General features: G+C 64.9%; 21 protein-coding genes and 2 pseudogenes. 17 read left to right on the top strand and 6 right to left on the bottom strand.

Going from position 1 to position 23,269, the window contains the following annotated elements:
• Window positions 1-54: 54 nt before the first annotated feature.
• Complete coding sequence (locus CRJ03_RS11165; RefSeq protein ID WP_240611648.1) at window positions 55-1,200, bottom strand: MHYT domain-containing protein; 1,146 nt, start codon at window positions 1,198-1,200, stop codon at window positions 55-57.
• A gap of 188 nt (window positions 1,201-1,388) precedes the next feature.
• Here CRJ03_RS11165 and CRJ03_RS11170 point away from each other — a divergent pair, with 188 nt between their 5' ends.
• Entirely contained in the window at window positions 1,389-2,072 is a 684-nt protein-coding gene (locus CRJ03_RS11170; RefSeq protein WP_104018941.1) for an IS6 family transposase, read from the top strand.
• Window positions 2,073-2,110: 38 nt separating this feature from the next.
• Here CRJ03_RS11170 and CRJ03_RS11175 read toward each other — a convergent pair whose 3' ends face one another.
• Together CRJ03_RS11175 and CRJ03_RS11180 are read right to left on the bottom strand one after the other, a co-directional pair.
• A complete protein-coding gene (locus tag CRJ03_RS11175; protein WP_104018942.1) occupies window positions 2,111-3,460 on the bottom strand; it encodes an ATP-binding protein in 1,350 nt (449 codons plus the stop codon).
• A complete protein-coding gene (locus tag CRJ03_RS11180) occupies window positions 3,457-4,116 on the bottom strand; it encodes a response regulator transcription factor (RefSeq protein WP_104018943.1) in 660 nt (219 codons plus the stop codon). Before CRJ03_RS11180 ends, CRJ03_RS11175 begins: the two co-directional genes overlap by 4 nt.
• Before the next feature lie 145 nt (window positions 4,117-4,261).
• Between CRJ03_RS11180 and CRJ03_RS11185 the strand changes: the two genes are divergently transcribed.
• The 14 genes and pseudogenes from CRJ03_RS11185 (at window position 4,262) to CRJ03_RS11245 (ending at window position 17,290) form a co-directional block, all read left to right on the top strand.
• Window positions 4,262-4,585: a PepSY domain-containing protein gene (locus tag CRJ03_RS11185; RefSeq protein ID WP_104018944.1), complete on the top strand. Its 324-nt coding sequence runs from the start codon at window positions 4,262-4,264 to the stop codon at window positions 4,583-4,585.
• Window positions 4,578-5,933: a ferredoxin reductase family protein gene (locus tag CRJ03_RS11190; RefSeq protein WP_240611649.1), complete on the top strand. Its 1,356-nt coding sequence runs from the start codon at window positions 4,578-4,580 to the stop codon at window positions 5,931-5,933. Before CRJ03_RS11185 ends, CRJ03_RS11190 begins: the two co-directional genes overlap by 8 nt.
• Window positions 5,934-6,113: 180 nt before the next feature.
• The gene (locus CRJ03_RS11195; RefSeq protein WP_104018946.1) at window positions 6,114-6,491 is read left to right on the top strand and encodes a hypothetical protein; all 378 of its coding nucleotides are present in this window, start codon (window positions 6,114-6,116) and stop codon (window positions 6,489-6,491) included.
• A 37-nt stretch (window positions 6,492-6,528) separates the two neighbouring features.
• A complete protein-coding gene (locus tag CRJ03_RS11200; RefSeq protein ID WP_104018947.1) occupies window positions 6,529-6,999 on the top strand; it encodes a DUF2271 domain-containing protein in 471 nt (156 codons plus the stop codon).
• A gap of 11 nt (window positions 7,000-7,010) precedes the next feature.
• Window positions 7,011-9,218 carry a PepSY domain-containing protein gene (locus CRJ03_RS11205; RefSeq protein ID WP_104018948.1) on the top strand — a complete coding sequence of 736 codons (2,208 nt, stop codon included), beginning with the start codon at window positions 7,011-7,013 and terminating at the stop codon, window positions 9,216-9,218.
• A complete protein-coding gene (locus CRJ03_RS11210) occupies window positions 9,199-10,194 on the top strand; it encodes an FAD:protein FMN transferase (protein WP_104018949.1) in 996 nt (331 codons plus the stop codon). Before CRJ03_RS11205 ends, CRJ03_RS11210 begins: the two co-directional genes overlap by 20 nt.
• Window positions 10,191-12,104 (top strand): heavy metal translocating P-type ATPase, encoded by a 1,914-nt coding sequence (locus tag CRJ03_RS11215; RefSeq protein ID WP_104018950.1) that lies wholly within the window; start codon window positions 10,191-10,193, stop codon window positions 12,102-12,104. The genes CRJ03_RS11210 and CRJ03_RS11215 overlap by 4 nt, the downstream gene beginning before the upstream one ends.
• Window positions 12,105-12,122: 18 nt before the next feature.
• Window positions 12,123-12,230 (top strand): annotated as a pseudogene (locus tag CRJ03_RS19690) (VIT1/CCC1 transporter family protein); the annotation flags it as partial.
• A pseudogene (locus CRJ03_RS11220) lies at window positions 12,231-12,533 on the top strand (DDE-type integrase/transposase/recombinase); the annotation flags it as partial. It abuts the pseudogene before it with no gap.
• 218 nt (window positions 12,534-12,751) lie between these two features.
• Window positions 12,752-13,816, top strand: coding sequence for an extracellular solute-binding protein (locus CRJ03_RS11225; protein ID WP_104018951.1), 1,065 nt, complete (start codon window positions 12,752-12,754; stop codon window positions 13,814-13,816).
• A 58-nt stretch (window positions 13,817-13,874) separates the two neighbouring features.
• Window positions 13,875-14,966: an ABC transporter ATP-binding protein gene (locus tag CRJ03_RS11230; RefSeq protein ID WP_104018952.1), complete on the top strand. Its 1,092-nt coding sequence runs from the start codon at window positions 13,875-13,877 to the stop codon at window positions 14,964-14,966.
• The gene (locus CRJ03_RS11235; RefSeq protein WP_104018953.1) at window positions 14,966-15,823 is read left to right on the top strand and encodes an ABC transporter permease; all 858 of its coding nucleotides are present in this window, start codon (window positions 14,966-14,968) and stop codon (window positions 15,821-15,823) included. The genes CRJ03_RS11230 and CRJ03_RS11235 overlap by 1 nt, the downstream gene beginning before the upstream one ends.
• Window positions 15,824-15,826: 3 nt before the next feature.
• The gene (locus CRJ03_RS11240; RefSeq protein ID WP_104018954.1) at window positions 15,827-16,675 is read left to right on the top strand and encodes an ABC transporter permease; all 849 of its coding nucleotides are present in this window, start codon (window positions 15,827-15,829) and stop codon (window positions 16,673-16,675) included.
• A 126-nt stretch (window positions 16,676-16,801) separates the two neighbouring features.
• The gene (locus tag CRJ03_RS11245; RefSeq protein ID WP_104018955.1) at window positions 16,802-17,290 is read left to right on the top strand and encodes a hypothetical protein; all 489 of its coding nucleotides are present in this window, start codon (window positions 16,802-16,804) and stop codon (window positions 17,288-17,290) included.
• A 3-nt stretch (window positions 17,291-17,293) separates the two neighbouring features.
• Here the strand turns inward: CRJ03_RS11245 and CRJ03_RS11250 are convergent, their stop codons facing one another.
• The 3 genes from CRJ03_RS11250 to CRJ03_RS11260 are packed head-to-tail and all read right to left on the bottom strand — an operon-like array spanning window position 17,294 to window position 20,126.
• Window positions 17,294-17,878: a TadE/TadG family type IV pilus assembly protein gene (locus tag CRJ03_RS11250; protein WP_104018956.1), complete on the bottom strand. Its 585-nt coding sequence runs from the start codon at window positions 17,876-17,878 to the stop codon at window positions 17,294-17,296.
• Window positions 17,878-18,414: a TadE/TadG family type IV pilus assembly protein gene (locus CRJ03_RS11255; RefSeq protein WP_104018957.1), complete on the bottom strand. Its 537-nt coding sequence runs from the start codon at window positions 18,412-18,414 to the stop codon at window positions 17,878-17,880. Before CRJ03_RS11255 ends, CRJ03_RS11250 begins: the two co-directional genes overlap by 1 nt.
• The gene (locus CRJ03_RS11260) at window positions 18,411-20,126 is read right to left on the bottom strand and encodes a TadE/TadG family type IV pilus assembly protein (RefSeq protein ID WP_104018958.1); all 1,716 of its coding nucleotides are present in this window, start codon (window positions 20,124-20,126) and stop codon (window positions 18,411-18,413) included. Before CRJ03_RS11260 ends, CRJ03_RS11255 begins: the two co-directional genes overlap by 4 nt.
• 314 nt (window positions 20,127-20,440) lie before the next feature.
• Between CRJ03_RS11260 and CRJ03_RS11265 the strand changes: the two genes are divergently transcribed.
• Together CRJ03_RS11265 and CRJ03_RS11270 are read left to right on the top strand one after the other, a co-directional pair.
• On the top strand, window positions 20,441-21,871 hold the full coding sequence (locus tag CRJ03_RS11265) for a Glu/Leu/Phe/Val family dehydrogenase (RefSeq protein ID WP_104018959.1): 1,431 nt from the start codon (window positions 20,441-20,443) through the stop codon (window positions 21,869-21,871).
• A 114-nt stretch (window positions 21,872-21,985) separates the two neighbouring features.
• Complete coding sequence (locus tag CRJ03_RS11270; RefSeq protein WP_104018960.1) at window positions 21,986-23,239, top strand: sarcosine oxidase subunit beta family protein; 1,254 nt, start codon at window positions 21,986-21,988, stop codon at window positions 23,237-23,239.
• Window positions 23,240-23,269: the final 30 nt, after the last annotated feature.

A 23,269-nucleotide genomic window follows, 5' to 3' on the forward strand; every position in this document is an offset into this window, starting at 1 on the left:
GACGATGGCGCACGAACGGCGTATGCACCCGCAGAAAATCGCAACCTGCCCCGCTCAGACCCCGAACATCGCACGCACCGCCGACAGGCGCGAGCGGCTGACCGGTGCCTTGGCGATGGCCCCGCCGCCCTCGAAGAACACCACGCCGGTGTCCTTCTTGCGCTCGAAACCCGAGACGTGGAGCGGGTTGACGATATAGCTGCGATGGGTGCGGATCATGCCCGTGCCCGGCAACCGCCGCTCGATCTCGGACATCGACCACGGCGAAAGGGCGCGCTGTGCGCCGAAATAGATCACGGTGTAATGGCCCTCCGCCCGGATCGCCGCCACCATCCGCGCCTCGACGAAATGGATGCGCCCGTCCTTCTCGTAGGGGATGCGGGCCTCGCCAGAGGCAGGCGCGGGCGCGGTCTCCGGTGCCTCCGGCCCGGTGGCGGCGGGGGCGGGTATGTCGGCACCCGTCTGCCCGTCCTTGAGCGCGGCGACGGTCGCCCCGGTCATGAGAAACGCGCCCGAGATCAGGAACACCGCCAGCGTGACCCCGAAGGCGAGCGTGTCGTTGCTGATGCGCGGCCCGTCCGCACCCGCCTGCTCGACGATGGTGAATTGCGTGCCAGCCATCGCCGTGAAATGCACGGCGAATACCGCCACGCCGAAACCCAGCGTGCCGAACATGATGCTGCGGATGTCGCGCCTGACATAGGCCATCCAGAACGCGGCCACCGCCAGTGCCACCGACAGCCCCACCGCCGCGGCGATGCCGCCCACCGAATAGACCGGGCGGCACAGCTCCATCCCCGACATGCCGGTGTAGTGCATCGCCGGAATGCCCAGCCCCACCAGTACGCCCGCCATGACGATGCGCGGGCGCGTACGCCGCCCGAAATGCATTAGCAGCAACGCCAGCCCCACGATCAGGATCGCGATCAGCACCGAGAACATGGTGGTCAGCGCGTCATAATAGAACAGGATCGGCAGCTCGAGCCCGAGCATTGCCACGAAATGCATAGACCAGATGCCGCCGCCAAGCGCGAAGGCCGACATTGCGACGACCATCTGCCGCCGCCCCGCGGGCAGGGCCGAGGCCCCGCGCGTCAGCGTCAGCCCGGTGAACCCCGCCATCAGCGCGACGGCGAGCGAGGCGATTACCAGCAGCGGATCGTGTGAATAGGCGACGATGTCTCGGGCCCTCCCTCCCAAGAAAGCTCCGCGAACAATAGAATACCACCGCGGGCCGAATTTCCAGTCGACATTTTTGTGATCCGTCCCTTCCGTTGTGAACGGCGCGGCTTCGGCACGGTCGTTGACGCTGGCTCGAAAGCCCCGGAGAAGGAGGTGTCAGAGGAAACCGGCTTGAGCGGGGCAGGGCGGGCGCGTAGTCTGCGGTGATGACGCAGAAGCGCAGCCGGTTTCGATATTTCAAGACGTCACCCGAGATCATCCGCCTCACGGTGATGATGTATATTCGCTTCCCTCTGTCGCTCCGGAATGTGGAGGACCTGTTGCACGAGCGGGGTGTAGAGGTGAGCCACGAGACGGTCCGGTACTGGTGGAACAGGTTCGGGCCGATGTTCGCGGCCGAGATCCGGAAGCGCCGGGTGCAGGGCATGCGGTCGAGCCGGTCGCGCTGGCATCTGGACGAGATGTTCGTGAAAATCAACGGCAAGCATCACTACCTGTGGCGGGCCGTCGACCATGAGGGGGAGGTTCTGGAGAGCTTTGTCACGGTCACGCGGGACAAGGCTGCGGCATTGAAATTCCTCAGGAAATCGATGAAGCGGCACGGTCGACCCGTGGAAGTGGTGACGGATCGTCTCCGCAGCTACGGTGCCGCCCTGAAGGAGATGGGGCGGTGGACGAACAACCGCGCCGAGAATTCACACCTGCCATTCCGAGGGCGGGAGCGGGCGATGCAGCGCTTCCGGCAAATTCGATGTCTGCAGAAATTCGCCTCCGTCCACGCCTCGGTTCACAACCACTTCAACCAGGAACGCAGCCTCTCCTCCCGCTCGATCTTCAAGCAGAACCGTGCCGCCGCCCTCGCCGAGTGGCGCGGCCTTTTCGCGGCTTGACGGGTCAGCTTGCCTGCCCTTGCGGAGACCGCGTCGCATTAGTCTGACAGCACCTTGGCATCGCCTACAGGCAACCTGACGGACGCCTCGAACCCCGAGGACGCGCCGGGACGCGGTGATCTGAGAACAAGAGGGCTTTCGATGCGATCGGCTATGGCGGCGACGATCGCGAGGCCCAGCCCGCTGCCATCTGCACTTGTGCCCGCGCGCTCGAAGCGGGCTGTGAGCCGGTCCAGAGTTTCAGGTGGCAGGACGGGCCCGTCGTTTGCGACGATCAACTGGCCATCGGGCGTCAAGGTCACGTCGACCGGGGTGGCGTCCGAGCCATGACGCAGAGCGTTCTCCACGAGGTTTCGACACAGAATGCCGAAGGCGTCGGGGTCTAGGTCCGACATGACCGGCGTCTCCGGCAGTTTCAACGCGATGCGGCCAGGCGCTCCCGTTCGGGCAACATCCTCGACCACCAGCTGCGCGACGATCCTGAGATCCGAGCACAGGTCAAGGCGAAGCTGTCCGCCTTCGGCGCGTGTGAGCTGCATGAGATGTTCCGATAGCCGAGTCAGTCGCTTGAGAGTGCCTTCGATTTCGGCCGCCCGCGCCCGGGCGGCATGGTCGCGGGTTTCCGACTGCAGGCGCTGGGCCTGCGCGATGGCGCCGGCCAAAGGCGTGCGAAGTTCATGCGCGGCGTTCGCGGCAAAGCTCCGTTCGGCATCAAAGGCGGCCTTCAGCCGGTCGAGCAGCCTGTTCAGGGTGGCAGCCACAGGAGTGATCTCGGACGGGATGTCACCGTCTGGAACGGGTGACAGGTCCCGGGCATTGCGCGCATCCAGTCGTTCGCCGAAGCGCCGCAGGGGTGCGAGGCTCGCCTTTACGGCGAAAACTATGGACAGCAGCGCCAGGGGCACCACGATCAGCAGGGGCAGACCCAGACCCATCTGTATCTCGCGCGCGACGGACGCGCGGTGCTCAAGCGGCTCGGCCACCGTGATCCTGACGGTCCCCTGCAGCGCGTCTTCGTTGTAAAGCCGATGGGTTGCGGTCTGGCGGAAGCCCGGGCCGTCATAGTCCGGAAAAATCGCCACGTCGGTAGCGTGCGACCGAAGCAGGATGCGACCATCGGCGTCCCGCACGATGTAGGTGAAGAGCTCGTCATGCTCGCGGATCGTGCCAAGCCGCTGCGTGATGCCATCCTCTTCGCGCCCGACGATATCCACGACAGCCAGCGGCAACAGGCGCTGCGCGGTTTCCTGCAGCGCGGAGTCGAAGACCTCGTCCATCTCGCCGCGCAGGATCAAAGCCGTCACGGAGGCGGCAGCGATCCACAGCACGGTCAACAGAATGCCGAGCAACAGTCCGAGCCGGGCCTGAAGGCTGCGCGGCAGCCTCATGGCTTGCCCAAGCGGTAGCCCATGCCGCGCTCGGTCTCGATGATCTGGGGCCCCAGCTTCTTGCGCAGGCGGCTGACATGGACCTCGATGGTGTTGCTCTCCACCTCGGCGTCGAAGGCGTAGAGTTTCTCTTCCAGCTGCGTCTTTGACAAAAGCTGCCCGGGGCGGGTCAGGAACGCCTCGAACAGCGCCCATTCGCGTGCGGTCAGCGCGACCGGCTTGCCCTCGCGGTGAATGCTGCGGGCTGCGAGGTCGATGTTCAGTGCGCCATGGCTGACGATCGGGTTCGGATTGCCGGTGTAGCGCCGGGCGACCGAGCCGATGCGCGCCGACAATTCCGACAGGTCGAACGGCTTTACGAGGTAATCGTCGGCCCCGACATTCAAGCCTTCGATCCGGCCCGACACCTGGTCGAGCGCGGTCAGGATGATCACGGGCGTCACGTCGCCGCGCGCGCGCAGGGCCTTCAGGAAGCCGATGCCGCGACCATCGGGCAACATCAGGTCGAGCAGCACGAGATCGTAGGTGGCGCCGGCCATGGCATCTCCCGCCGCATCCAGCCGCGTGACCCAATCGACCGACTGCCCGTCGCCTGCGATCTGGTCGCGTATGGCGGCGCCCAGAACCGTGTCGTCCTCGATCAGCAGGATGCGCATGTTGGTCCCGTTCCTTTTCCGATGACCCTGTCATGATCTGTCAGGCTGACGCAAAGCTGACACCGCCGGGCTCCGAGCTTCAGGCTCCCGTCAGCTTCGCCGCGCATGTGTTGCATCAAGAGGCGTGCCAACAGGAGTTTGCCCCATGAAGAAGACATTGACAATTCTCGGCTTCCTCGCGGTCTTTCCGGCTGGAGTGGCGCTTGCGGATGACGACTGCTTCGTGCCGATGGCGGACTGGCAGCCGAGGGATGCCGTTCAGCGCCTCGCCGAAGACAACGGCTGGACGGTGCGCCGCATCAAGATCGACGACGGCTGTTACGAGATCGACGGTCGCGACGCCGAGGGGCGCCTGATCGAGGTGACGGTTCATCCCGCCACGCTGGACGTTATCGAGTTCGAATACGAGGATGACGAGGACAAGGACGATCGCCCCCGCCGGGACCGGCAGGAACGAAACGATGACTGATCTGGCGCTGCCCGCCAGGAATGGCGGCCTGGGGCCAGTCCGGTCGGGCGTTCCCTGGACCACAGCTCTTGGCAACCTCCTCAATCTGTCTGGCCCCTTGCTGGTCGCCTCGCTCTGTGTTCTGGCGGGGCTACTCGGCTTTACCACGTATGCGTCCTATGGTTCAGATGCAGCCCTCGGGATTGCCGTCGGGGCCGCGGCGGTTGTCGCGATGGCGCAGACCCTGATCCTCGCCGCACGCCCGCGTCTGCTGGAGCCGTTGTTCGGCGGGCTTGACCGCATGTACCGGGTCCACATGTGGCTGGGCATCTCCGCGATGGTCCTGATGATCCTGCACCAACAAATCGAGCCCGATTTCGAGCGGACGGTGCGCGAGACCGGGCTGGGGGAGCTGGCCGAGGAGGCAGGCGAGGTCGCCTTCAACGCGTTGCTCGTGCTGATCGCGATCAGCTGGTTCCGGCGACTGCCATTCATCCCACTGGAGATTCCCTATCAGTTATGGCGGTTCAGCCATCGGTTCATGGGCGTCCTGTTCGCAATCATCGTTTTTCACCAGTTCTTCGTCGACATGCCGACCAGGGTTGATCCGTCGCTGTCCGTGATGCTGAACACCTTCGGTCTCGCTGGAGTGATCGCTTGGGTCTACACCGAATTTGTCGCACCGCGCCTGCGGCGCAGGGAGTTCACGGTCAGCGATATCAGCCGACACGGTGACACCACGGCGGTGACGCTCAGCCCCAAGGGGCGGACCATGCGCTGGCGACCGGGGCAGTTCGCCTTCTTCCGCGCGCCGGACGCGGGTTTTTCCGAACCGCACCCGTTCACGATCGCCAGCGCCCCACGCCCGGATGGCGCGCTGACCCTGTCGATCAAGGGGCTCGGTGGCTGGACCCGGCGCCTGCCTGACGCCCTTCGGACCGGGATGCGCGTGCAGGTCGAGGGCCCCTATGGCCGGTTCGACTTCCGCAAGGGTGGCGCGCGCCAGATCTGGCTAGCGGGCGGCATCGGCATCACGCCGTTCCTGGCGTGGGCGGAAAGCCTGACCGAGACAGAGCGGCGAACCATTCACCTTGTTCATTGTGTCCGGACACCCGAAGAGGCGATCGGGGTGGAAACCTTGCAAGCGGCAGCGGCGCGCAACCCGAGGTTCAGCTATCAGCTGGTCGCAACCGCGCGCGAAGGGCGCCTGACGGCCGAGCGTCTGACCGAGATGGCACCGTTCGCGCTCCGCGATGCCGATCTGTGGTTCTGTGGCCCGAAGGGACTGAAAGACGGGATCCTGGAGGGGCTGAAGGCACGGGGCCAGACACCGCGACGTGTCCGCTTCGAGCATTTCGAGTTCGCCTGACGCGCAGCCCACCGGTTCGGCACGCGCGTCATGCGGCCCCGTGCCCAGCTTTCCGCCCCGCCAGATCGGCGGGGCGTTTTTCTTCCTGACGGCAAGCTGAAGCGGGAATCGCCACACCGTCAGGAAGACCTCAGGTCGGGTCTGCACATCGGTCTCATCAAACGAAAAGGAGACCCTCCCATGCGAAAGACCCTCACCCTTCTTGTCACCTCCACCGCGCTGACCGCCGTGATCGGCACGACCACCTGGAGTGCGATGAACGCCGTCGCCGATGAAAGCCCTCGGCCCTTCGCGGCGCTCTATCAGGACGCGGCACAGTCATTGCCCCTCATCCTCGCCAGTGGTGACGATGACGATGATGACGATGATGATGAATACCGCGGCTCGCGGCGTGATCACGACGACGACGACGATGATGATGACGACGATGACTGCGACGACGATGATGACGACGACTGCCGCGGCAGCGCCCGCAATCCCGCGCCCGCCGGCACCGTTGCCCCACCGCAGAACGGGCTTTTCGGAAACGGCGCCCCACCGCAGGTCAAGGTGAACTGAGCCTCTTCCACGCATCTCGCACACAAGGACCAAACCGATGAAATCGCTTCTTGCGACACTTGCGCTGATCACGGCGCTGACACTTCCCGGCCTCGCCATGGCGCGCCCGGTGACGTTGACCACCACTCTCAACTCCTACGGTGGCGATGGCGCCTATCTCGCGCTCTACGTCACCGACGCCTCGGGTGCCTACATGGGCAGCCTCTGGATGGCCGGGACCAAGTCGAAATACTACGAGCACCTGACCGACTGGTACCGCGCAACCGGCGGCGACACCGCACAGGTCAACGGCATCACGGGCGCAAGCGTGGGCGCGGGTCGCAGCCTCGAGATCACGCTCGACCTTGCCGATGCGCTGTTCGACGCGGGCTACACCCTGCACATCGACGCCGCCGTCGAGGACATGCGCGACAGCCCGGGCGAGGTCGCGGTGCCGCTGACGACGACCGGCGCGGGCATGGCCACCACCGGGCGTCGCTATGTTGCCAGCTTTGCCTACGATATGTGAGGTGACTTGCCATGATTCGTGCTCTTCATCGCTGGCCGGGTCTTCTGGCCCTGGCTCTCATCACGGTGCTGACGCTCAGCGGCGCGGCCCTGTCGGTCTTCCCGGCGGCCGAGCGTCTGACGGCGCCGCAAGCAGCGACGGGCCTGACTGTCGCTGCGCTGGCGGCGCGCATTCAGGCCGTCTATCCGGGCGTCGAGCAGATCCGCCGCGCACCCTCGGGACGGATCACCGCCTACTGGTTCGATCAGGGTGCACCGGGTGCCGCCGTGATCGACCCTGCCACTGGCCAGGGCGTGGCCTCCGCCGACCCGAACCAGACGCAACGCTGGCTGACCAACCTGCACCGGTCGCTGTTCCTCGGCGACGGGGGCCGCATCGCCATGGCCGTGGGCGCTGTGGCGATGCTGGTCCTTTCGTTCAGCGGCGCGATGCTGGTTGCGCGGCGCGCGGGCGGTTGGCGCCACTGGTTCGCAGCACTTCGCGGGCCGCTTGCCGGGCGGTTGCACGTTGAAATCGCGCGGGTCGCGGTCGTTGGCCTTGTCCTGTCCTCCACCACTGCATTGTGGATGACGGCCTCCACCTTCGATCTGCTCCCCAGCGGCGGCACCGCACCGGCCCTTGCTGTCGAGGTCAGCGGCGAGACGGGCGTGGCGCTCATGATGATGCCAACGCTCGGCGACACACCCGTCGCGGACCTGCGCGAACTCAGCTTTCCCTATCCCGGTGACGCGACCGACGTCTTCACGCTGAAGACGGATCGGGGCTCCGGCTATCTTGATCAGGGCACCGGGGCTCTCCTGGGCTGGTCTGACCTGACAGGGTGGGAGCACGTTTTTGAGACCATCTATATGCTGCATACGGGTCAAGGTGCCGCGACTCTCGGGCTGGTGCTGGGGATCATGGCGCTCGGCGTGCCCGTGATGGGCGGAACGGGCGTGCTCATATGGCTCGCCGGGCGGCGCGGCCGTCCGCGCATTCGGGGCAACCTGGCCGCCGGCCGGGCCGAAACGATCCTGCTCGTCGGCAGCGAGGGTGGCAGCACCTGGGGCTTCGCCGCGGCACTTCACGCCGCGCTGAGCCGCGCCGGGCAGAGCGTGCACGCAGCCCCGATGTCGACCCTCACGCCGGACCGCTACACCCGCGCCAGGCGGATCATTGTGCTGGCCGCGACCTATGGCAACGGCGATGCACCGACTTCGGCCAAGGGTTTCCTGGATCGCCTTGCGAACCTCGACCGCGCCCCCGAGGCCGCCCTTGCCGTTCTCGGCTTCGGCGATCGCAGCTTTCCGACCTATTGCGCCTTCGCCAAGGCCATGTCCGAGGCTGCCCGTGCAAAGGGCTGGTCCGAGCTTCTGCCTCTGGACACCATCGACCGCCAGTCATCGCAGGACTTCGCGCGCTGGGGTCGCACCCTCGGACAGGCGCTGGGCATCGACCTCGAGCTGGCCCATCAGCCGGGTCTGCCCACGACCGAGACGCTCACGTTGATCTCGCGCCGCGACTACGGCGCCGAAGTGCAGGCCCCGACCGCAATCCTGCGCTTTGCGCTCCCGAACGCGACCCTCTGGCAGCGGCTGCGAGGGGCGGGCTTCGCGCGCTTCACCGCGGGCGACCTGATCGGCATTCTGCCCGAGGGATCGCCCGTGCCGCGCCTCTACTCACTCGCCTCCGCGCGTCGCGACGGCTTCGTCGAGATCGTGGTGAAGAAACAGCCAGGCGGACTGTGTTCCGGTCAACTGACCGCGCTGGAACCCGGGCAGACCGTCACCGCCTTCCTGCGTCGCAATCCGGGCTTCCAGCCGGGAAAAGGCCGTGCGCCGCTGATCCTGATCGGCGCTGGAACCGGGATCGGTCCCCTGGCCGGGTTCGTGCGCGGCAACACCCGGCACCGGCCCATCCATCTCTTTTTCGGAATGCGTCACCCGGACAGCGACTTCCTCTACGGTGAAGAGATGCCCATCTGGCAAGACGACGGCCGTCTGGCCCGGCTTGTCACCGCCGTCTCGCGCGGTGCGCGCCCACACTACGTTCAGGACGCGCTGCGCGGCGAGGCTGTCGAAGTGGCCCGGCTGATCAGGGATGGCGCGCGGGTGATGGTTTGCGGCGGGCGCGACATGGCTGCGGGCGTCGCCGAAGCGCTGGCTGAGATCCTTGCTCCCACCGGGCTCTCGCCCGCAGTGTTGAAAGCCGAGGGACGCTATGTCGAAGATGTGTATTGAACCGATGCGCCACGCCCTGAGCGGCCCGACCATGGGCACGCGCTGGTCTGCGCTTTTCTTTGCGCAAGCGGGTTTCGATCAGGAGCCGGTTCGCGCAGCGCTACAGGCCGCCGTCGATGAGGTGGACGCGCAGATGTCCACCTGGAAGCCCGACAGCGACCTCATGCGGCTGAACGCGGCGCCGGTGGGCGCGTGGGTGGCGGTGCCGGATCGGCTCGGGCAGGTTCTGCGGCTCGGCCTCGAGATCGGGCGTGCATCTGCCGGGGCGTTCGATATCGGCATGGGCGACGCCGTGACGGCCTGGGGTTTTGGGCCGCTTGCGGCGACCCCCGACCATATCCGCGCCGCGATGAGGACCGATCGGGTGCCCACGCATGATGCGCTGGAGATCGACGCGGGCAACGGTCTTGTCCGAAAGACGTCACCGGTTGCACTGGACGTGAACGGCATCGCGAAAGGGTATGGCGTCGACCGAATGGCCGAGACGCTCGCAGCGCATTGCATCGACGACGCCCTCGTCGGCATCGACGGCGAAATGCGCGCGCTCGGGCTTCGGCCAGACGGCGCGGCCTGGACCATCGCGCTCGAGGCCCCGGACGAGGGCCGTCGCGCGCCCCATTCCATCCTGGCACTTCAGGACGCCTCCGTGGCGACCTCGGGAGACTATCGCCACTGGATCGAGGTTCAGGGCCGCCGCCTGTCACACACCATGGACCCGAACCGCGGCGCGCCCGTGCTCGCGTCGCCCGCCTCGGTCACGGTGGTGGCAAAGACATGTGCCGAGGCTGACGCCTGGGCGACGGCGTTCATGGTGAAAGGAAGCTTGGAGGGCGGGCAATTGGCGCGTAGAAGTAATTTGAGTGCCCTCTTCATTGAGCGTGAGGGCACTCAGCTTCGCGAAACTCGAGTGGGGCGGCTGTTCGAGACCCGTCCAGACCCCGGGCGCGAGGCTGACGCCGGGAATTGCACCAGATGACATCCTCGTTTCATGACCGCCTGAACGTCGCCCTGTTGGGTTTGGCCTTGCTCGGTCTGGTGTCCGGCCTTGCATTTTGGCTGGTGGCGCAGCCGGACTTTGCCATGATCGCGTGGACGGCAGGTGTCGTCCCAGTCCTTGCGGCCCTCAGCGTCGAGATCGTGCGCAGCCTCTCGAAGGGCGAGGTCGGGCTCGACATCGTGGCGGCGCTGTCGATGTCGGCAGCACTTCTATTCGGCGAGACGCTTGCGGCCGCGGTGGTCGCGTTGATGTACTCGGGCGGTACCTTCCTGGAAAGCTTCGCGCAGGGTCGCGCCCGGCGCGAGATGAGCGATCTCTTGTCCCGTGTGCCCCGCACCGCCACCCGCCACCGGAACGGCGCACTGGATGAAGTGCCCCTGGATGACATCGCGCCGGGCGACCTGCTCTTGGTCCGGCACGGCGACGTGGCGCCCGTGGACGGAACGGTCGAGAGCGCGCGCGCGATGCTGGACCAGTCCGCGCTGACGGGCGAGTCGATGCCCGTCCGGCTGGAGCACGGGCAGGACGTGATGAGCGGCTCTACCAATGCGGGCGAGGCTTTCGATCTTCGCGTCACCCTGCGGGCCACCGACAGCACCTATGCCGGGATCGTCAGGCTGGTCGAGGCGGCGCAGAAGTCCAAGGCGCCGATGGCACGGCTGGCCGATCGCTGGTCGCTGCTGTTCCTGGCCGTCACGCTCGCGCTGGCGACAGCGGCATGGTGGTTCACCGGAGATCCGATCCGCGCAGTTGCGGTCCTCGTGGTCGCGACACCCTGTCCGCTGATCCTCGCCGTGCCGGTAGCGCTGGTGGCCGGGCTGTCGCGGGCGGCGCATTTCGGGGTGCTGATCAAGGGGGCGAAGCCGCTCGAGGCGCTGGCCCGGATCAAGACGCTGATCCTGGACAAGACCGGCACGCTGACGGGCGGGCGACCACAGATCGTGTCGATCAACCGGTATGGCGACATGTCCGACGACGAGATGCTGTATTTCGCGGCAGCTCTCGACCAGGCGTCGAAACATCCGATCGCCCAGGCCATCGTCGCGGCGGCGCAAGCGCGCGGCACCGCGTTGCCGGTTCCCCGGAACGTCGTCGAGGCGCCCGGCGAAGGCGTCGCGGGAACCGTCGATGGACGAAGCGTTGTCGTGGGGGGCGCTGGCTTCGTTGCTGCGCAGGCCGATGTTGCCGACCCTGAAGGCGCGGTCATCGAGGCGGGATCGGTGGTCGTGTCACTTGCCGTGGACGGCAAGCTGATGGGTCATCTCGTCATGGCCGACGCGCTGCGTGCTGGCACGGCCGAGCTGCTTGCAGGACTGCGCAGGCTGGGGATCGCTCGCATCCTGCTGGCGACCGGCGACCGCCGCGCCGTCGCCGAGGCCGTGACGGAGGGGCTGGCGCTTGACGCGGTGCGGGCCGATCTGACGCCCGATCAGAAAGTGCTTCTGGTTCTCACGGAGCACAAGAACGGCCCGGTGATGATGGTCGGCGATGGTGTCAACGATGCGCCCGCGCTGGCCGCCGCTGACATCGGCGTCGCCATGGGCGCGCGCGGAGCGGCGGCTTCGGCGGAGGCGGCGGATGTCGTGCTGCTGGTGGATCACCTCGATCGCCTGTTGCCGGGGATCGAGGTCGCTCAGCGTTCGAGACGCATCGCGCTTGAGAGCGTCGCGGCCGGGATCGGTCTCTCGGTCCTTGGCATGATCGCTGCCGCCTTCGGATATCTGACGCCCGTGCAGGGCGCGCTCTTGCAGGAGGTGATCGACGTTGCCGTCATCCTGAATGCACTGCGGGCGCTCAGGATCGTGCCGGGACAGACAAGCCAGGCCGCGGGCAGCCCGTCCGATGCAACAGCGAGCCGCCCGCCGCGGCCCAAATCTACCGCCGCATAGTTCAAAAGGCTCCTTCGGATGAGCAGGCTCTCCCATTCCGAAACCCACATGGTGCAACGCATCGGCTGGTTGCGCGCTGCTGTTCTCGGGGCGAATGACGGCCTCGTTTCAACTGCGAGCTTGGTTGGGCTGGAATTCACCTGCTGGAATGGGGATGTCATTCGGCCCGCGTTCCTGATCGATGCCCATGACCGCGAGATCATCGCCTGGCGCGCTGTCGCCAATGCCGGGATGAGCGGATCAGACGTGCGCGACATGCAGCTGGAGACCGTCGAGAAGCGCTTTGACACCTACCGCGCGCCATAGGTCATCGAGGTCATGTCGGACAATGGCAGCGCCTACACCGCGACGCAAACCCGCATCTTTCCCCGTCGGCTCGGCCTCGAACCGCACCTGACGCCAGTGGCCAGCCCGCAATCCAACGGCCTGCTCCGGCGAGCCCGGTGCGGTTCCTTCCGTTACCGAACTTCCGACCCTGATGACCTTGCCGCGTGCCGCTGGCCGTGAAAACCGGCGGACAGGCAAAGGTTGTTCAAGAATACGTTAAGAAACTCGGAGATAACACGCCAGCTCCCGAAAGAGTTTGACCATTCGGTAAATGCTGACCATCCTGCACGAAAACGATCCATCCATCAGAGAGGAAGACCATGAACAAGACATTGCTCACGACAACCTGCCTGGCCGTTCTGGGCCTGACGCAGGCGGCCTCGGCAGATACGCTTCGACTCCTGACCTGGGGCGGCTACGCACCCGACGAAGTCGTTGAGATGTTTGAAGAACAGACCGGCCACACGGTCGAGGTGACCAAGTCCAACAACGAAGAGATGATCGCCAAGCTGCGCGCGACCGGCGGTGGCGGCTTTGACCTGGCTCAGCCCTCGCAGGACCGTGTCATGGGGCCGCAGATGGAATTCGGTATCTACAAGCCCATCGACATGTCGAAGATTGACGAGTCGCTTTTCATTCCCTCGATGCTGAAAGCCACGATGGCGAACACCACGGTGAACGGCGATGTTTACGGCGTGCCGCATGTCTGGGGCACCTCCGGTCTGGTGATCAACACGGCCGAGGCGGGTGGCGTGGTCAAGGACTACACCGATCTGTGCGATCCGGCACTGGCGGGAAAGGTCTCCTACCGGCTGAAGCGTCCGACGCTGATCGGCTTTGCATTCGCAATGGGCGAAGACCCCTTTGCCGCGTATGGGGACGAGGCCAGGTACAAGGAAATCATGGAAAAGGTCGAAGCCAAGCTGACCGAGTGCAAGGCCAACGTGAAGACCTACTGGAGTGGTGGCGACGAACTCATGAACCTCGTGCGTTCCGGCGAAGTCACGGCGTCGATGGCGTGGGACACGGGCGGCTGGAAGCTGAACGAGGACAACGCCGACATCACCTTCGTTGCACCGGCCTCGGGGGCGCTGGGCTGGATCGACACCTTCGTTCTGCCGTCCAAGGGCCAGTCCGACGAGGCGGCCTATGCGTGGATCAACTTCGTGATGCAGCCGGAAATCGCGGCGAAAATCACTTCGGTAGCGGGCAACTTCACCGCATCCGCAGGGGCCGACGAATTCGCCGAGGATGCGCTGAAGGCCAAGTACCAGGCCAGCTTCCCACAGGAAGCGGTCGATAACATCAAATGGTATCCGCCGGTTCCGGCAGGTCTGGAAACCATCGAAGGTGGAGTTCTGGACCGCGTTCAGGCCGCGAACTGATCGCCCATCAAAACGCGGCACCCTGTTACAGGGTGCCGCCATATCTACGGGCTCCTGCATGACCCCCGATCTTGAATGCGTCGACCTGGTGAGACGCTTTGGCGAGACGACCGCCGTCGACAACGTATCCTTTTCCGTGCCACCGGGCAGTTTCTTCTCGATTCTCGGACCATCCGGCTGTGGCAAGACGACGATCATGCGAATGATCGCGGGCTTCCTCGACCCCACCTCGGGGGATATCCGGATCAAGGGCGAGACGGTTCTGGACACGCCACCGAACAAGCGGCCGGTGAACATGGTGTTCCAGCACCTCGCACTCTTTCCCATGATGACCATCGCGGAAAACATTGGCTACGGGCTGCGGCGACAGGGGATGGCCAGGGACCGGATCGCCCGCAAGGTTGACGAAGCACTGGACCGCATCGGCCTGCCGGGCATCGGCGCGCGCAAGGTGGACGAATTGTCCGGCGGACAAAAACAGCGTGTCGCCATCGCCCGCTGCATGGTGCTGGAACCTGATGTGCTGCTGCTTGACGAACCTTTGGGCGCACTGGACCTGAAGCTGCGCGAACATATGAAGATCGAATTGAAGGCGCTTCAGGCTACCTTCGACACAACCTTCGTTTACATCACACACGACCAGTCCGAAGCGCTGGTGATGTCCGACCAGATTGCCGTGATGAATGCCGGTCGGTTCGAGCAGATCGGCACGGGCCAGGATCTCTATTACCGTCCCGACACGCCTTTCGTCGCCGGCTTCATCGGAGAAGCGAACCGCTGGAAGGGTCGCATAGATCGAGTTGAGGGTCAGGTGCTGGAGATACGGACCGATACCGGCCTTGCCGTGCGCGCAACCGGGTCGGGGACCCTGTCTAGGGGCGACACCGCGGAAATCTTTGTCCGGCCGGAGGCGATCCACCTGGCGGCCAGCGCCGAGGCGTTGGCCCATTTCGACAACCGCATGAAGGGCACCGTGACAAGCACCCTATTCAATGGCGCGGCGTCCCGCGTTCTGGTCGACAATGACGTCGGCGAAACGCTCGAGGTCACGCTGCCCCAGACCGGCGAATTCGCCAATCTGGAACGCGGCGACACGGTGCATGTCGGCTGGGGCGCGGCACAGGCGACGTGCTTTGCCGGGGCGGTGTGATGCGCTCTCACGCCCGGATCGGATTCGTCCTGTTGCTGACGCCGCTTGTCCTGTGGCTCGGGCTGTTGATCGTCATTCCACATATCGACATGCTGCTGATTTCGCTGCGCGAACGCATCAGCTTTGGCGTCTACGAAACCAGCCTGACGCAATATGACAAGGCACTGACGGAGCCACTCTACCTGAGAACCTTCTGGCGGACGGCGGTGATGTCTGTCCTCGCCACGGCCATTACCCTGCTGATCGCCTTTCCGGTGGCCTATTACATCGCCAAGATGGCCCGGGGCCGGTTGCAGCAGGTGCTGTTCATGCTGTGCCTGATTCCCTTCTACGTCTCGGAACTGGTGCGCACCTTCGGGTGGATGATCCTTCTGCGGGAAACCGGCCTGATCTCCAGCCTGCTGCAATGGGTCGGTCTGGCCGATCAACCGGTAGAGATGTTGTATAACGATGCGGCGATGATGGTGGGCCTCGTCTATACGTCCATGCTGTTCATGGTGGTGCCGTTGGTCACGACGCTCGAAAGCCTCGACGACAGCGTGGTCGAGGCAGGCTACGATCTCGGAGGCAACGGGTTGTCGGTCCTGCGCGAGATCATCATCCCCCATGCCATGCCGGGGATCGTCTCTGGCTGCATCGTCGTATTCATGCTGTCATTGGGAAATTACCTTACGCCGACCATGCTGGGCGGCAAGGACAGCCTCTGGTTCACCGAGATGATCTACAACCAGTTCATCGTCCGCTCGAACTGGGAGCTTGGCGCGGCGTTCGGCTTCATGTTGCTGGTGCTGTCTTCGGTAATTGTCTGGGGCGTGTTGCGCCTGACTGGTCGCACCCTGCAAGAAACGATGGGATAACCCATGATCCCGACCATTCCCCGATCCCGAAGTTTTCGCGTGATCTACGGCGGCTACGTGCTGCTGTTCTTCCTTTACCTTGCGCTGCCCCTGACCGTCGTCGCGGTCTTTGCGTTCAACGACAGCCAATTCCCGTCGCTCCCGTGGGAAGGCTTCACCTGGAACTGGTTCTTCGGTGACGAGCTTCCCCAGATCGGTGTCTTCCACGAACGCGGCATCCTGCGCGCGGTGGGCACGTCAGCCTTCGTCGCGATCTGCGTCGCGATCCTGTCGGTAAGTGTCGGAACCTCGAACGCGTTTCTGTTCAATCGCTATGATTTCCGCGGCAAGAGCGCGCTCTATGTGCTCATGCTGCTGCCCCTGGTCATCCCCGGTATCGTTCTGGGTATTTCGATCCTCGTGTTTTCCTCGACGCTTGCGAACGGGATATGGAACGTCGCGCAGATGGACATTCAGGCCCTGCGGCCCGGCTTGCTCTTGGTCATTCTTGGACAGTTTTCATTCATCACCACGATCGCGACGCTGGTCATCACCGCCCGCTTGCAGAAATTCGACCGCACGCTAGAAGACGCCGCCCTGAATCTCGGCGCCACGCGCCTGACAGCGGTGCGCACGATCACCATTCCCTTCCTGATGCCAGCCGTGGTCGGTGCGGCGGTGGTGGCCTTCCTGATGAGCTTCGAGAACTTCAACACCACGCTCATGCTGGTCGGATCGGATGCGCCGCTTACCATCGCCATGTTCGACCGCCTGAAAGAAGGCTCCACGCCACTCCTCAACGCGGTTTCCCTTCTATTGATGTTGGGATCGTCATTATTGGCGCTTTTGGTGATCTTGTTCCAACGCCGATAAAGTTTCCGGTCATTGTGGTCCGCCATCGGCCTGTGACGCCTTCGGAAAGCCCATGCGAAAGCGGGTGCCCTTTCGCGCAACATGCGGTAAGGGACGCGGCAGGACAATGAGGGCAGGGGCCAACGCATGACCGATCAAGATGACGCTGAGCGCAGCCTGGTTCTCGCAGCCTCGCCGGGGCGGCGCGCGATTGGCGTGGGCTCGGTGGGCGCGCTGGGGCTGATGCTGCTGTGGGTCGCGCTGAGCCAGACCCTCACGCCGCAATGGCAGGTGGCGTTGGTGGCGATGGGGTTGGGCGCGCTGTGGCTCGCGCGGCGGATGTGGCGCGCGACGGCGGCGTGGCTGGTGCTTGAACGCGATGCGCTCACGAGCAGCGACGGCCGCGTGCTTGCGCGGATGGACGACGTGGTGGCGGTGGCACGCGGGGCGTTCGCCTTCAAGCCCTCCAACGGCTTTACCCTGACGCTGCGCAAAGGCGGATCCTTTGTCTGGGAGCCGGGCCTGTGGTGGCGCATCGGGCGGCGCGTGGGCGTGGGGGGCGTCACCCCCGGCACGCCGGCGCGGCTCATTGCCGAACTGATGCAGGAACGGATCGCGCGGCGCGAGGACGGCTGAGCGTCAGCTCGTGCCCGGCACGCAAGTCCCGGTAAAACAGATTTGCGGTGCGAAACGCGGGATCACGAACATCCGCGTCGCGAGCAGGTTCTCGTTGAAATACCCGGTGGCCACCGGCGAGGTGAACGTGCCGCGGCTCTCGACATAGATGATCTCCTCGCCGTCATCCATGATCGGAAAGGTGTCATGCGCATTGCGCACAACGCTGTCGGTGAGGGCGGTCATCGTCCCCGTGCCGCGCACCTCCGACCAGCGCAGGTCGAACTCGTCGATCCCCTGGCTCGGGTCGTTGCGATAGCGCACCACCGAGATGCGCAACTGCGAATCCGCGGTGCCGCTCATCATGTCGAACACGCGCTTGACGTTGTCGATATAGGTGTCGTTGATGATCGCGGTTTCGCGCGACAGGATGTCGGCGACGGTATAGGTGGCCTTCTCGCGCAGGCTTTGCTGGCGGAACAGGCCGTAGGCCTCGTAGGAAAAGAACAGCCCGAGGATCAGCAGCGGCGCGATCAGCACCGTTTCCACGGCGACCGTTCCGTGCTCGTCGCGGCGCAGGCGGCGTGCGAGACGGGCGAGCCAGCGCATCAGATCGGCTCCTGAACGAAGGCCGAGACGGTCGTGAGCGCCACGTCGCCGCTGGAATCCTTGATCAGCGCATCGCCCAGCATCGCCTCGGGGAAGAGCGGGCTGTATTTCAGGCAGACACGCAGCAGCATGAGCTGGTTCTGGCCGCCGGGGATGAAGTTGCGCACCGGCTTGGACGGCTCCGAGGCATCGGTACAGTCGGGCGCGCCGTTGAGCGTCGAGAAATTGCGCAGGTTCGTCGGGATCATTTCCAGCCGCAGGTTGGCGTCGCAATCGGCGATCACCGAGGCGTTGTCACAGACGATCTGCTTGATCTCGTCGTGTCCCGGCGCGGTGCCGGTGCCGAGGCGCACGTCGCGCACCGCGATATCGAGCCCGCGCTCCAGCATCGCCGCGCGCAGCGACAGCATCCCCAGCTCTATCGCGAACACGATGAAGCCGATCAGGAACGGCGCGAGGATCACGAATTCCACCGACGCCGAGCCCCGCCGGTCACGGCCGAAACGACGCAGGCGGCTGGCAAGGCGTGCGATCATTGGGTCAGCCTCAGGTTCTGCACGTTGGCGGCGATGGAGTTGAACACCGCGCTGATATCGGTGGTGCTGGCGCGGTAGTAGTGGCTGCTGGAAGAGGCGCAATCCGACAGCACCTGTTCGGCGCGCTCGCCCACAGGCACCTCGAAGCCGATGGAATAGACCACCACGCCATGCGTCTTTGTGGCCCCGCAGACATCGCGCATCCGGCTGTCCTTGGCATAGCCGTCCACCTCCTCAGAGCCGACATAGTCGTTCCAGGGGCGCCAGTCGCCGGTAATGTCTTCGTACCAGCTCGGCGACATCCGGCCCCAGGCCATTTCCCAGCTCAGTTGCTCGGTCGAGATATAGCCGTTGAGCGTGTGTTCGAGATCATCGAATTCCTGATCGGTCATCCAGTCGTTGTCGTCGATGCTGTAATACCAGCCGCCATAAGGGTAGCGCAGGTAATAGACCGATTCCTCGGATCCGTCGCCCTCGTAGACGCATTCCCACCTGTTCCTGCCGCACTTGCTCTCGTCGTTGCTCTTCCAGTGCTTGTAGATGTGATAGGCGTATTTGAACTCGCGGTCCCGGTACTTCACTTCGAACAGGTCGGAGAATTTACCGCGGTATTTCGGTGCGCTCTTGTCAAAGAAATAGGAGGTGGTGTTGGCCCCGTCGCCCATCATCACCACGACCTTGAGCGTTTCCGGTTCGTTGTAATCCGAGGGCACATGCGACAGCGACGCATCCACTTCGCCAGTGTTGATCAGTTGCGCCGAGACCTGCCGGAAACTTGGGTCCAAGAGCGCAGCACCCCAGTTCATGCCGTCATGGCCGCTGGTGTTGCCGTCCGCCTGTAGCGAGTCGATCTTGGCGTGCAGGGTAGCCTCGTCCATCGAATAGGGCAGGAACTGCATGTATTCATCGGTAAAACAGGATCGCCAGCTTTCATTGAGATTGTCGAACCCGCCATAGAGCGAGGTATAAATCATCTGGTCCACCGGTATGCCGTTGCTCAGCGCCGACTTGCCCGAGGTCAGCGTTGCGTGCCCGTAATCGGCCTCGCGGAAGTTCAGGCAGGTGGAGTAATTGTGCGTGATGTCCACCGCCAGCGTGTCGAAGACGGTCTTCGGCGGTGTCACCGACCAGCTGAACGGGATGACAGAAATGACCGCGTTGCCCGGTGTGGATTTTTCGAGGATGGTCGAAACGAATTGCTTGGCGGCGTCCCTCAGACGCGTAATCTTGGTCCCGCCCATCGAGCCGGAGACGTCGAGCACAAGCGAGATTTCCAGCTTGGGGACGCGCACCTCGGCGGCCGACACACCGCCGACCCCCAGCGTCTCGACCCCCGCGAGCTTCATCAGGTAGGTATCGAGCGTGCCCGAGGCACGCGCCGCGACGCGGGCGGAGTTGAGGTAAATCTGGATATCGGCGTCCCGCTCCGCCTCAAGGTACTGCGCGAGCTCGGCCTTGTCGAAGTAATCCTCGACAGTGGCGCGGGCCTCCGCTGCATCGGAGGATTTCGCCCCGGCGAGCACCGCGCGGTCGAGCGTGACCTGCATCCGGGCGCGGACCATCTCGTGGCGCATGGTGTCGAGCGCGAGCCCTCCCACCAAGAGCATCATCAGAAAGACGAAGAAGGCGAAGGCCGTCACCGAGCCACCCTCATCGCGGAGAAAACGGCCCGCCGCCCCCGCTCGTGGGGGTCGTGCGATATACTCACCCATGTCGATCACCTTTCGGTATCCTACGATGATCCTCCGCAGGCAGGCGGAGCATCAACAAGGGTTCATCGCGCCGGAATATGGTTGAAATAAGGCACAAGCGCGACGGGGAGGTGGCGTTAACCATATGGAATGACAATGGAAAAGAATGCGTCGGATTGTTTGTCGACAGGTGACAATGGTGTGTGACCCGCCCATTCCGCCGCGCACCCGGGCCGCCCGCCGCGCCTTGATTCGTGCTGGACATCGCAATCGCATCCCGTAACCATCGCCCCACATGCGGCGGCTGACCGTAGGCCAACAGGGAGAGTGTAACGATGACAGCCAAGAGGGAACCGACATTCCGCGAAAGCGTGGACCTGATGTTCAACCGGGCGGTGGCGCTCACCGATCTTGCGCCCGGGCTCGAGGAAAAGATCCGGGTTTGCAATGCCACCTACACGGTGCGCTTCGGGGTTCGCTTGCGCGGGCAGATCCACACCTTTACTGGCTATCGCAGCGTGCATTCCGAGCATATGGAGCCGGTCAAGGGCGGTATCCGTTTCGCCATGGGGGTCAACCAGGACGAGGTCGAGGCGCTCGCGGCGCTGATGACCTACAAATGTGCGCTTGTCGAGGTGCCGTTCGGGGGCTCCAAGGGCGGGCTGCGCATCGACCCGCGCGAGTGGGAAGAGCACGAGCTGGAGATGATCACCCGCCGCTTCGCCTATGAGCTGATCAAGCGCGACCTGATCCACCCGGCGCAGAACGTGCCCGCCCCCGACATGGGCACCGGCGAACGCGAGATGGCGTGGATCGCCGACCAGTACAAGCGCATGGCCACCACCGATATCAACTACCGCGCCTGCGTCACCGGCAAGCCGGTCAATGGCGGCGGCATCCAGGGCCGGACCGAGGCGACGGGGCGCGGCGTGCAATACGCGCTGCGCGAGTTCTTCCGCCACCCCGAGGACGTGGCCGTGACGGGGCTGTCGGGCACGCTCGACGGCAAGCGCGTGGTGGTGCAGGGCCTCGGCAACGTGGGCTATCACGCGGCCAAGTTCCTCAGCGAGGAGGACGGCTGCAAGGTCACCGCGATCATCGAGCGCGACGGCGCGCTGATTTCCGAGGAGGGGCTCGACGTCGAGGCGGTGCATGCCTGGATCGCGCGGCACGGCGGCGTCGACGGCTACCCCGAGGGCAAGTATGTCCGCGACGGCTCGAAGGTGCTCGAACACGAATGCGACATCCTCGTGCCGGCGGCGATGGAAGGGGTCATCAACCTCGTGAATGCCGAGCGGATCAAGGCCCCGCTCGTCATCGAGGCCGCGAACGGCCCGGTGACCGCCGGGGCCGACGACATCCTGCGCCATAAGGGGACGGTCATCATTCCCGACATGTATGCCAACGCGGGTGGTGTGACGGTGTCCTATTTCGAATGGGTCAAGAATCTCAGCCATATCCGTTTCGGCCGGATCGGGCGGCGGCAGGAGGAGGCGCGCCACGAACTGATCGTCAAGGAGCTGGAACGGCTCAACCGCGGGATCGGCGACGCGTGGGAAATGTCGCCCGATTTCAAGCAGAAATACCTGCGCGGCGCGGGCGAACTGGAGCTGGTGCGCTCGGGCCTCGACGACACGATGCGCGCCGCCTACCAGTCGATGCGCGAGGTCTGGCGGGGCCGCGAGGACGTGACCGACCTGCGCACCGCCGCCTATCTCGTGTCGATCGCCCGGGTGGCCGAGAGCTATCGCGCGATGGGGCTGTGAGGCGCGCGTCGCGCATGGACCAGAAAATGGCGCGAAGCGGGGTGGCCGGTTCGCGCCCGTCCTGCTAGCCCTGTTGGCATGGGGCCGTGCCTGGCGGTCCATCGGAGAGGCGACATGCGATTTTCGGCGCTGCGGATACTGAAAGAAGGGCTCACCGGCAACAAGGGCTGGCAGGCCCACTGGCGCGACGCCGAGCCCAAACCGGCCTATGACGTGATCATCATCGGTGGCGGCGGGCACGGGCTCGCGACCGCCCATTACCTGGCCAAGCGGCACGGCATCACCAATGTCGCGGTGCTGGAGAAGGGATACCTCGGTGGCGGCAATATCGGGCGCAACACCACCATCGTGCGCGCCAATTACGGCCTGCCGGGCAATTCGGAATTCTACAGCCATTCGCTGAAGCTGTGGGAGGGGCTGGAACAGGACCTCAACTACAACGTGATGATGAGCCAGCGCGGTGTGCTCAACCTGTGCCATTCCGACGGCCAGCGCGACGCGTTCGCCCGGCGCGGCAACGCCATGCGCAACCAGGGCGACGACGCCGAACTGCTCGACCGCGAGGGCGTGCGCAAGCTGGTGCCGTTCCTCGATTTCGACAACGCGCGGTTCCCGGTTTATGGCGGGCTCTATCACGCGCGCGGCGGCACCGCGCGCCACGACGCGGTGGCCTGGGGCTTTGCCCGCTCTGCCAGCGACCGGGGTGTGGACCTGATCCAGAACTGCGCGGTGACGGGGATCGACATCGAGGGGGGGCGCGTGCGCGGCGTGCAGACCTCGCGCGGGGCGATCAAGGCCAAGAAGGTGGCGATCGTGGTGGCGGGCCGCTCATCCCAGGTGGCGGCGATGGCCGGGCTGCGCCTGCCGATCGAGAGCCACGTGTTGCAGGCCTTCGTCACCGAGGGGCTCAAGCCCTGCCTCGATCACGTGGTGACCTTCGGCATGGGGCATTTCTATATCAGCCAGTCCGACAAGGGCGGGCTGGTTTTCGGTGGCGATCTCGATTTCTATCCGTCCTATGCGGCGCGCGGCAACCTGCCGATGGCCGAGCACGTGATGGAGGCTGGGATGGCGATGGTGCCGATGATCGGGCAGGCGCGGGTGCTGCGAAGCTGGGGCGGGATCATGGACATGAGCCCCGATGGCAGCCCCGTCATCGACCGTGCGCCGGTGGACGGGCTCTATCTCAATTGTGGCTGGTGCTATGGCGGGTTCAAGGCGGTGCCGGGATCGGGCGATGCGCTTGCCCATCTCATCGCCACGGACAATCCGCACCCGGCGGCGACGCGGCTGCGCCTCGACCGGTTCGCCACGGGTGCTGGGCTGATGGACGAGGAAGCCACCGGCAGCCAGCACAACCTGCACTGAGGCGCGAGGGACGGGACGTGGGCATGAGTA

The organism is Roseovarius nitratireducens (genome assembly GCF_002925845.1).
Classification (GTDB): domain Bacteria; phylum Pseudomonadota; class Alphaproteobacteria; order Rhodobacterales; family Rhodobacteraceae; genus Roseovarius; species Roseovarius nitratireducens.

What these genes read in the sequence shown, in the direction of transcription:
- CRJ03_RS11170 (WP_104018941.1), top strand. Translation starts at nt 1,389, where the DNA reads ATGACGCAGAAGCGCAGCCGGTTTCGATATTTCAAGACGTCACCCGAG.
- CRJ03_RS11175 (WP_104018942.1), bottom strand. Translation starts at nt 3,460, where the DNA reads ATGAGGCTGCCGCGCAGCCTTCAGGCCCGGCTCGGACTGTTGCTCGGC.
- CRJ03_RS11180 (WP_104018943.1), bottom strand. Translation starts at nt 4,116, where the DNA reads ATGCGCATCCTGCTGATCGAGGACGACACGGTTCTGGGCGCCGCCATA.
- CRJ03_RS11185 (WP_104018944.1), top strand. Translation starts at nt 4,262, where the DNA reads ATGAAGAAGACATTGACAATTCTCGGCTTCCTCGCGGTCTTTCCGGCT.
- CRJ03_RS11190 (WP_240611649.1), top strand. Translation starts at nt 4,578, where the DNA reads ATGACTGATCTGGCGCTGCCCGCCAGGAATGGCGGCCTGGGGCCAGTC.
- CRJ03_RS11195 (WP_104018946.1), top strand. Translation starts at nt 6,114, where the DNA reads ATGCGAAAGACCCTCACCCTTCTTGTCACCTCCACCGCGCTGACCGCC.
- CRJ03_RS11200 (WP_104018947.1), top strand. Translation starts at nt 6,529, where the DNA reads ATGAAATCGCTTCTTGCGACACTTGCGCTGATCACGGCGCTGACACTT.
- CRJ03_RS11205 (WP_104018948.1), top strand. Translation starts at nt 7,011, where the DNA reads ATGATTCGTGCTCTTCATCGCTGGCCGGGTCTTCTGGCCCTGGCTCTC.
- CRJ03_RS11210 (WP_104018949.1), top strand. Translation starts at nt 9,199, where the DNA reads ATGTCGAAGATGTGTATTGAACCGATGCGCCACGCCCTGAGCGGCCCG.
- CRJ03_RS11215 (WP_104018950.1), top strand. Translation starts at nt 10,191, where the DNA reads ATGACATCCTCGTTTCATGACCGCCTGAACGTCGCCCTGTTGGGTTTG.
- CRJ03_RS11225 (WP_104018951.1), top strand. Translation starts at nt 12,752, where the DNA reads ATGAACAAGACATTGCTCACGACAACCTGCCTGGCCGTTCTGGGCCTG.
- CRJ03_RS11230 (WP_104018952.1), top strand. Translation starts at nt 13,875, where the DNA reads ATGACCCCCGATCTTGAATGCGTCGACCTGGTGAGACGCTTTGGCGAG.
- CRJ03_RS11235 (WP_104018953.1), top strand. Translation starts at nt 14,966, where the DNA reads ATGCGCTCTCACGCCCGGATCGGATTCGTCCTGTTGCTGACGCCGCTT.
- CRJ03_RS11240 (WP_104018954.1), top strand. Translation starts at nt 15,827, where the DNA reads ATGATCCCGACCATTCCCCGATCCCGAAGTTTTCGCGTGATCTACGGC.
- CRJ03_RS11245 (WP_104018955.1), top strand. Translation starts at nt 16,802, where the DNA reads ATGACCGATCAAGATGACGCTGAGCGCAGCCTGGTTCTCGCAGCCTCG.
- CRJ03_RS11250 (WP_104018956.1), bottom strand. Translation starts at nt 17,878, where the DNA reads ATGCGCTGGCTCGCCCGTCTCGCACGCCGCCTGCGCCGCGACGAGCAC.
- CRJ03_RS11255 (WP_104018957.1), bottom strand. Translation starts at nt 18,414, where the DNA reads ATGATCGCACGCCTTGCCAGCCGCCTGCGTCGTTTCGGCCGTGACCGG.
- CRJ03_RS11260 (WP_104018958.1), bottom strand. Translation starts at nt 20,126, where the DNA reads ATGGGTGAGTATATCGCACGACCCCCACGAGCGGGGGCGGCGGGCCGT.
- CRJ03_RS11265 (WP_104018959.1), top strand. Translation starts at nt 20,441, where the DNA reads ATGACAGCCAAGAGGGAACCGACATTCCGCGAAAGCGTGGACCTGATG.
- CRJ03_RS11270 (WP_104018960.1), top strand. Translation starts at nt 21,986, where the DNA reads ATGCGATTTTCGGCGCTGCGGATACTGAAAGAAGGGCTCACCGGCAAC.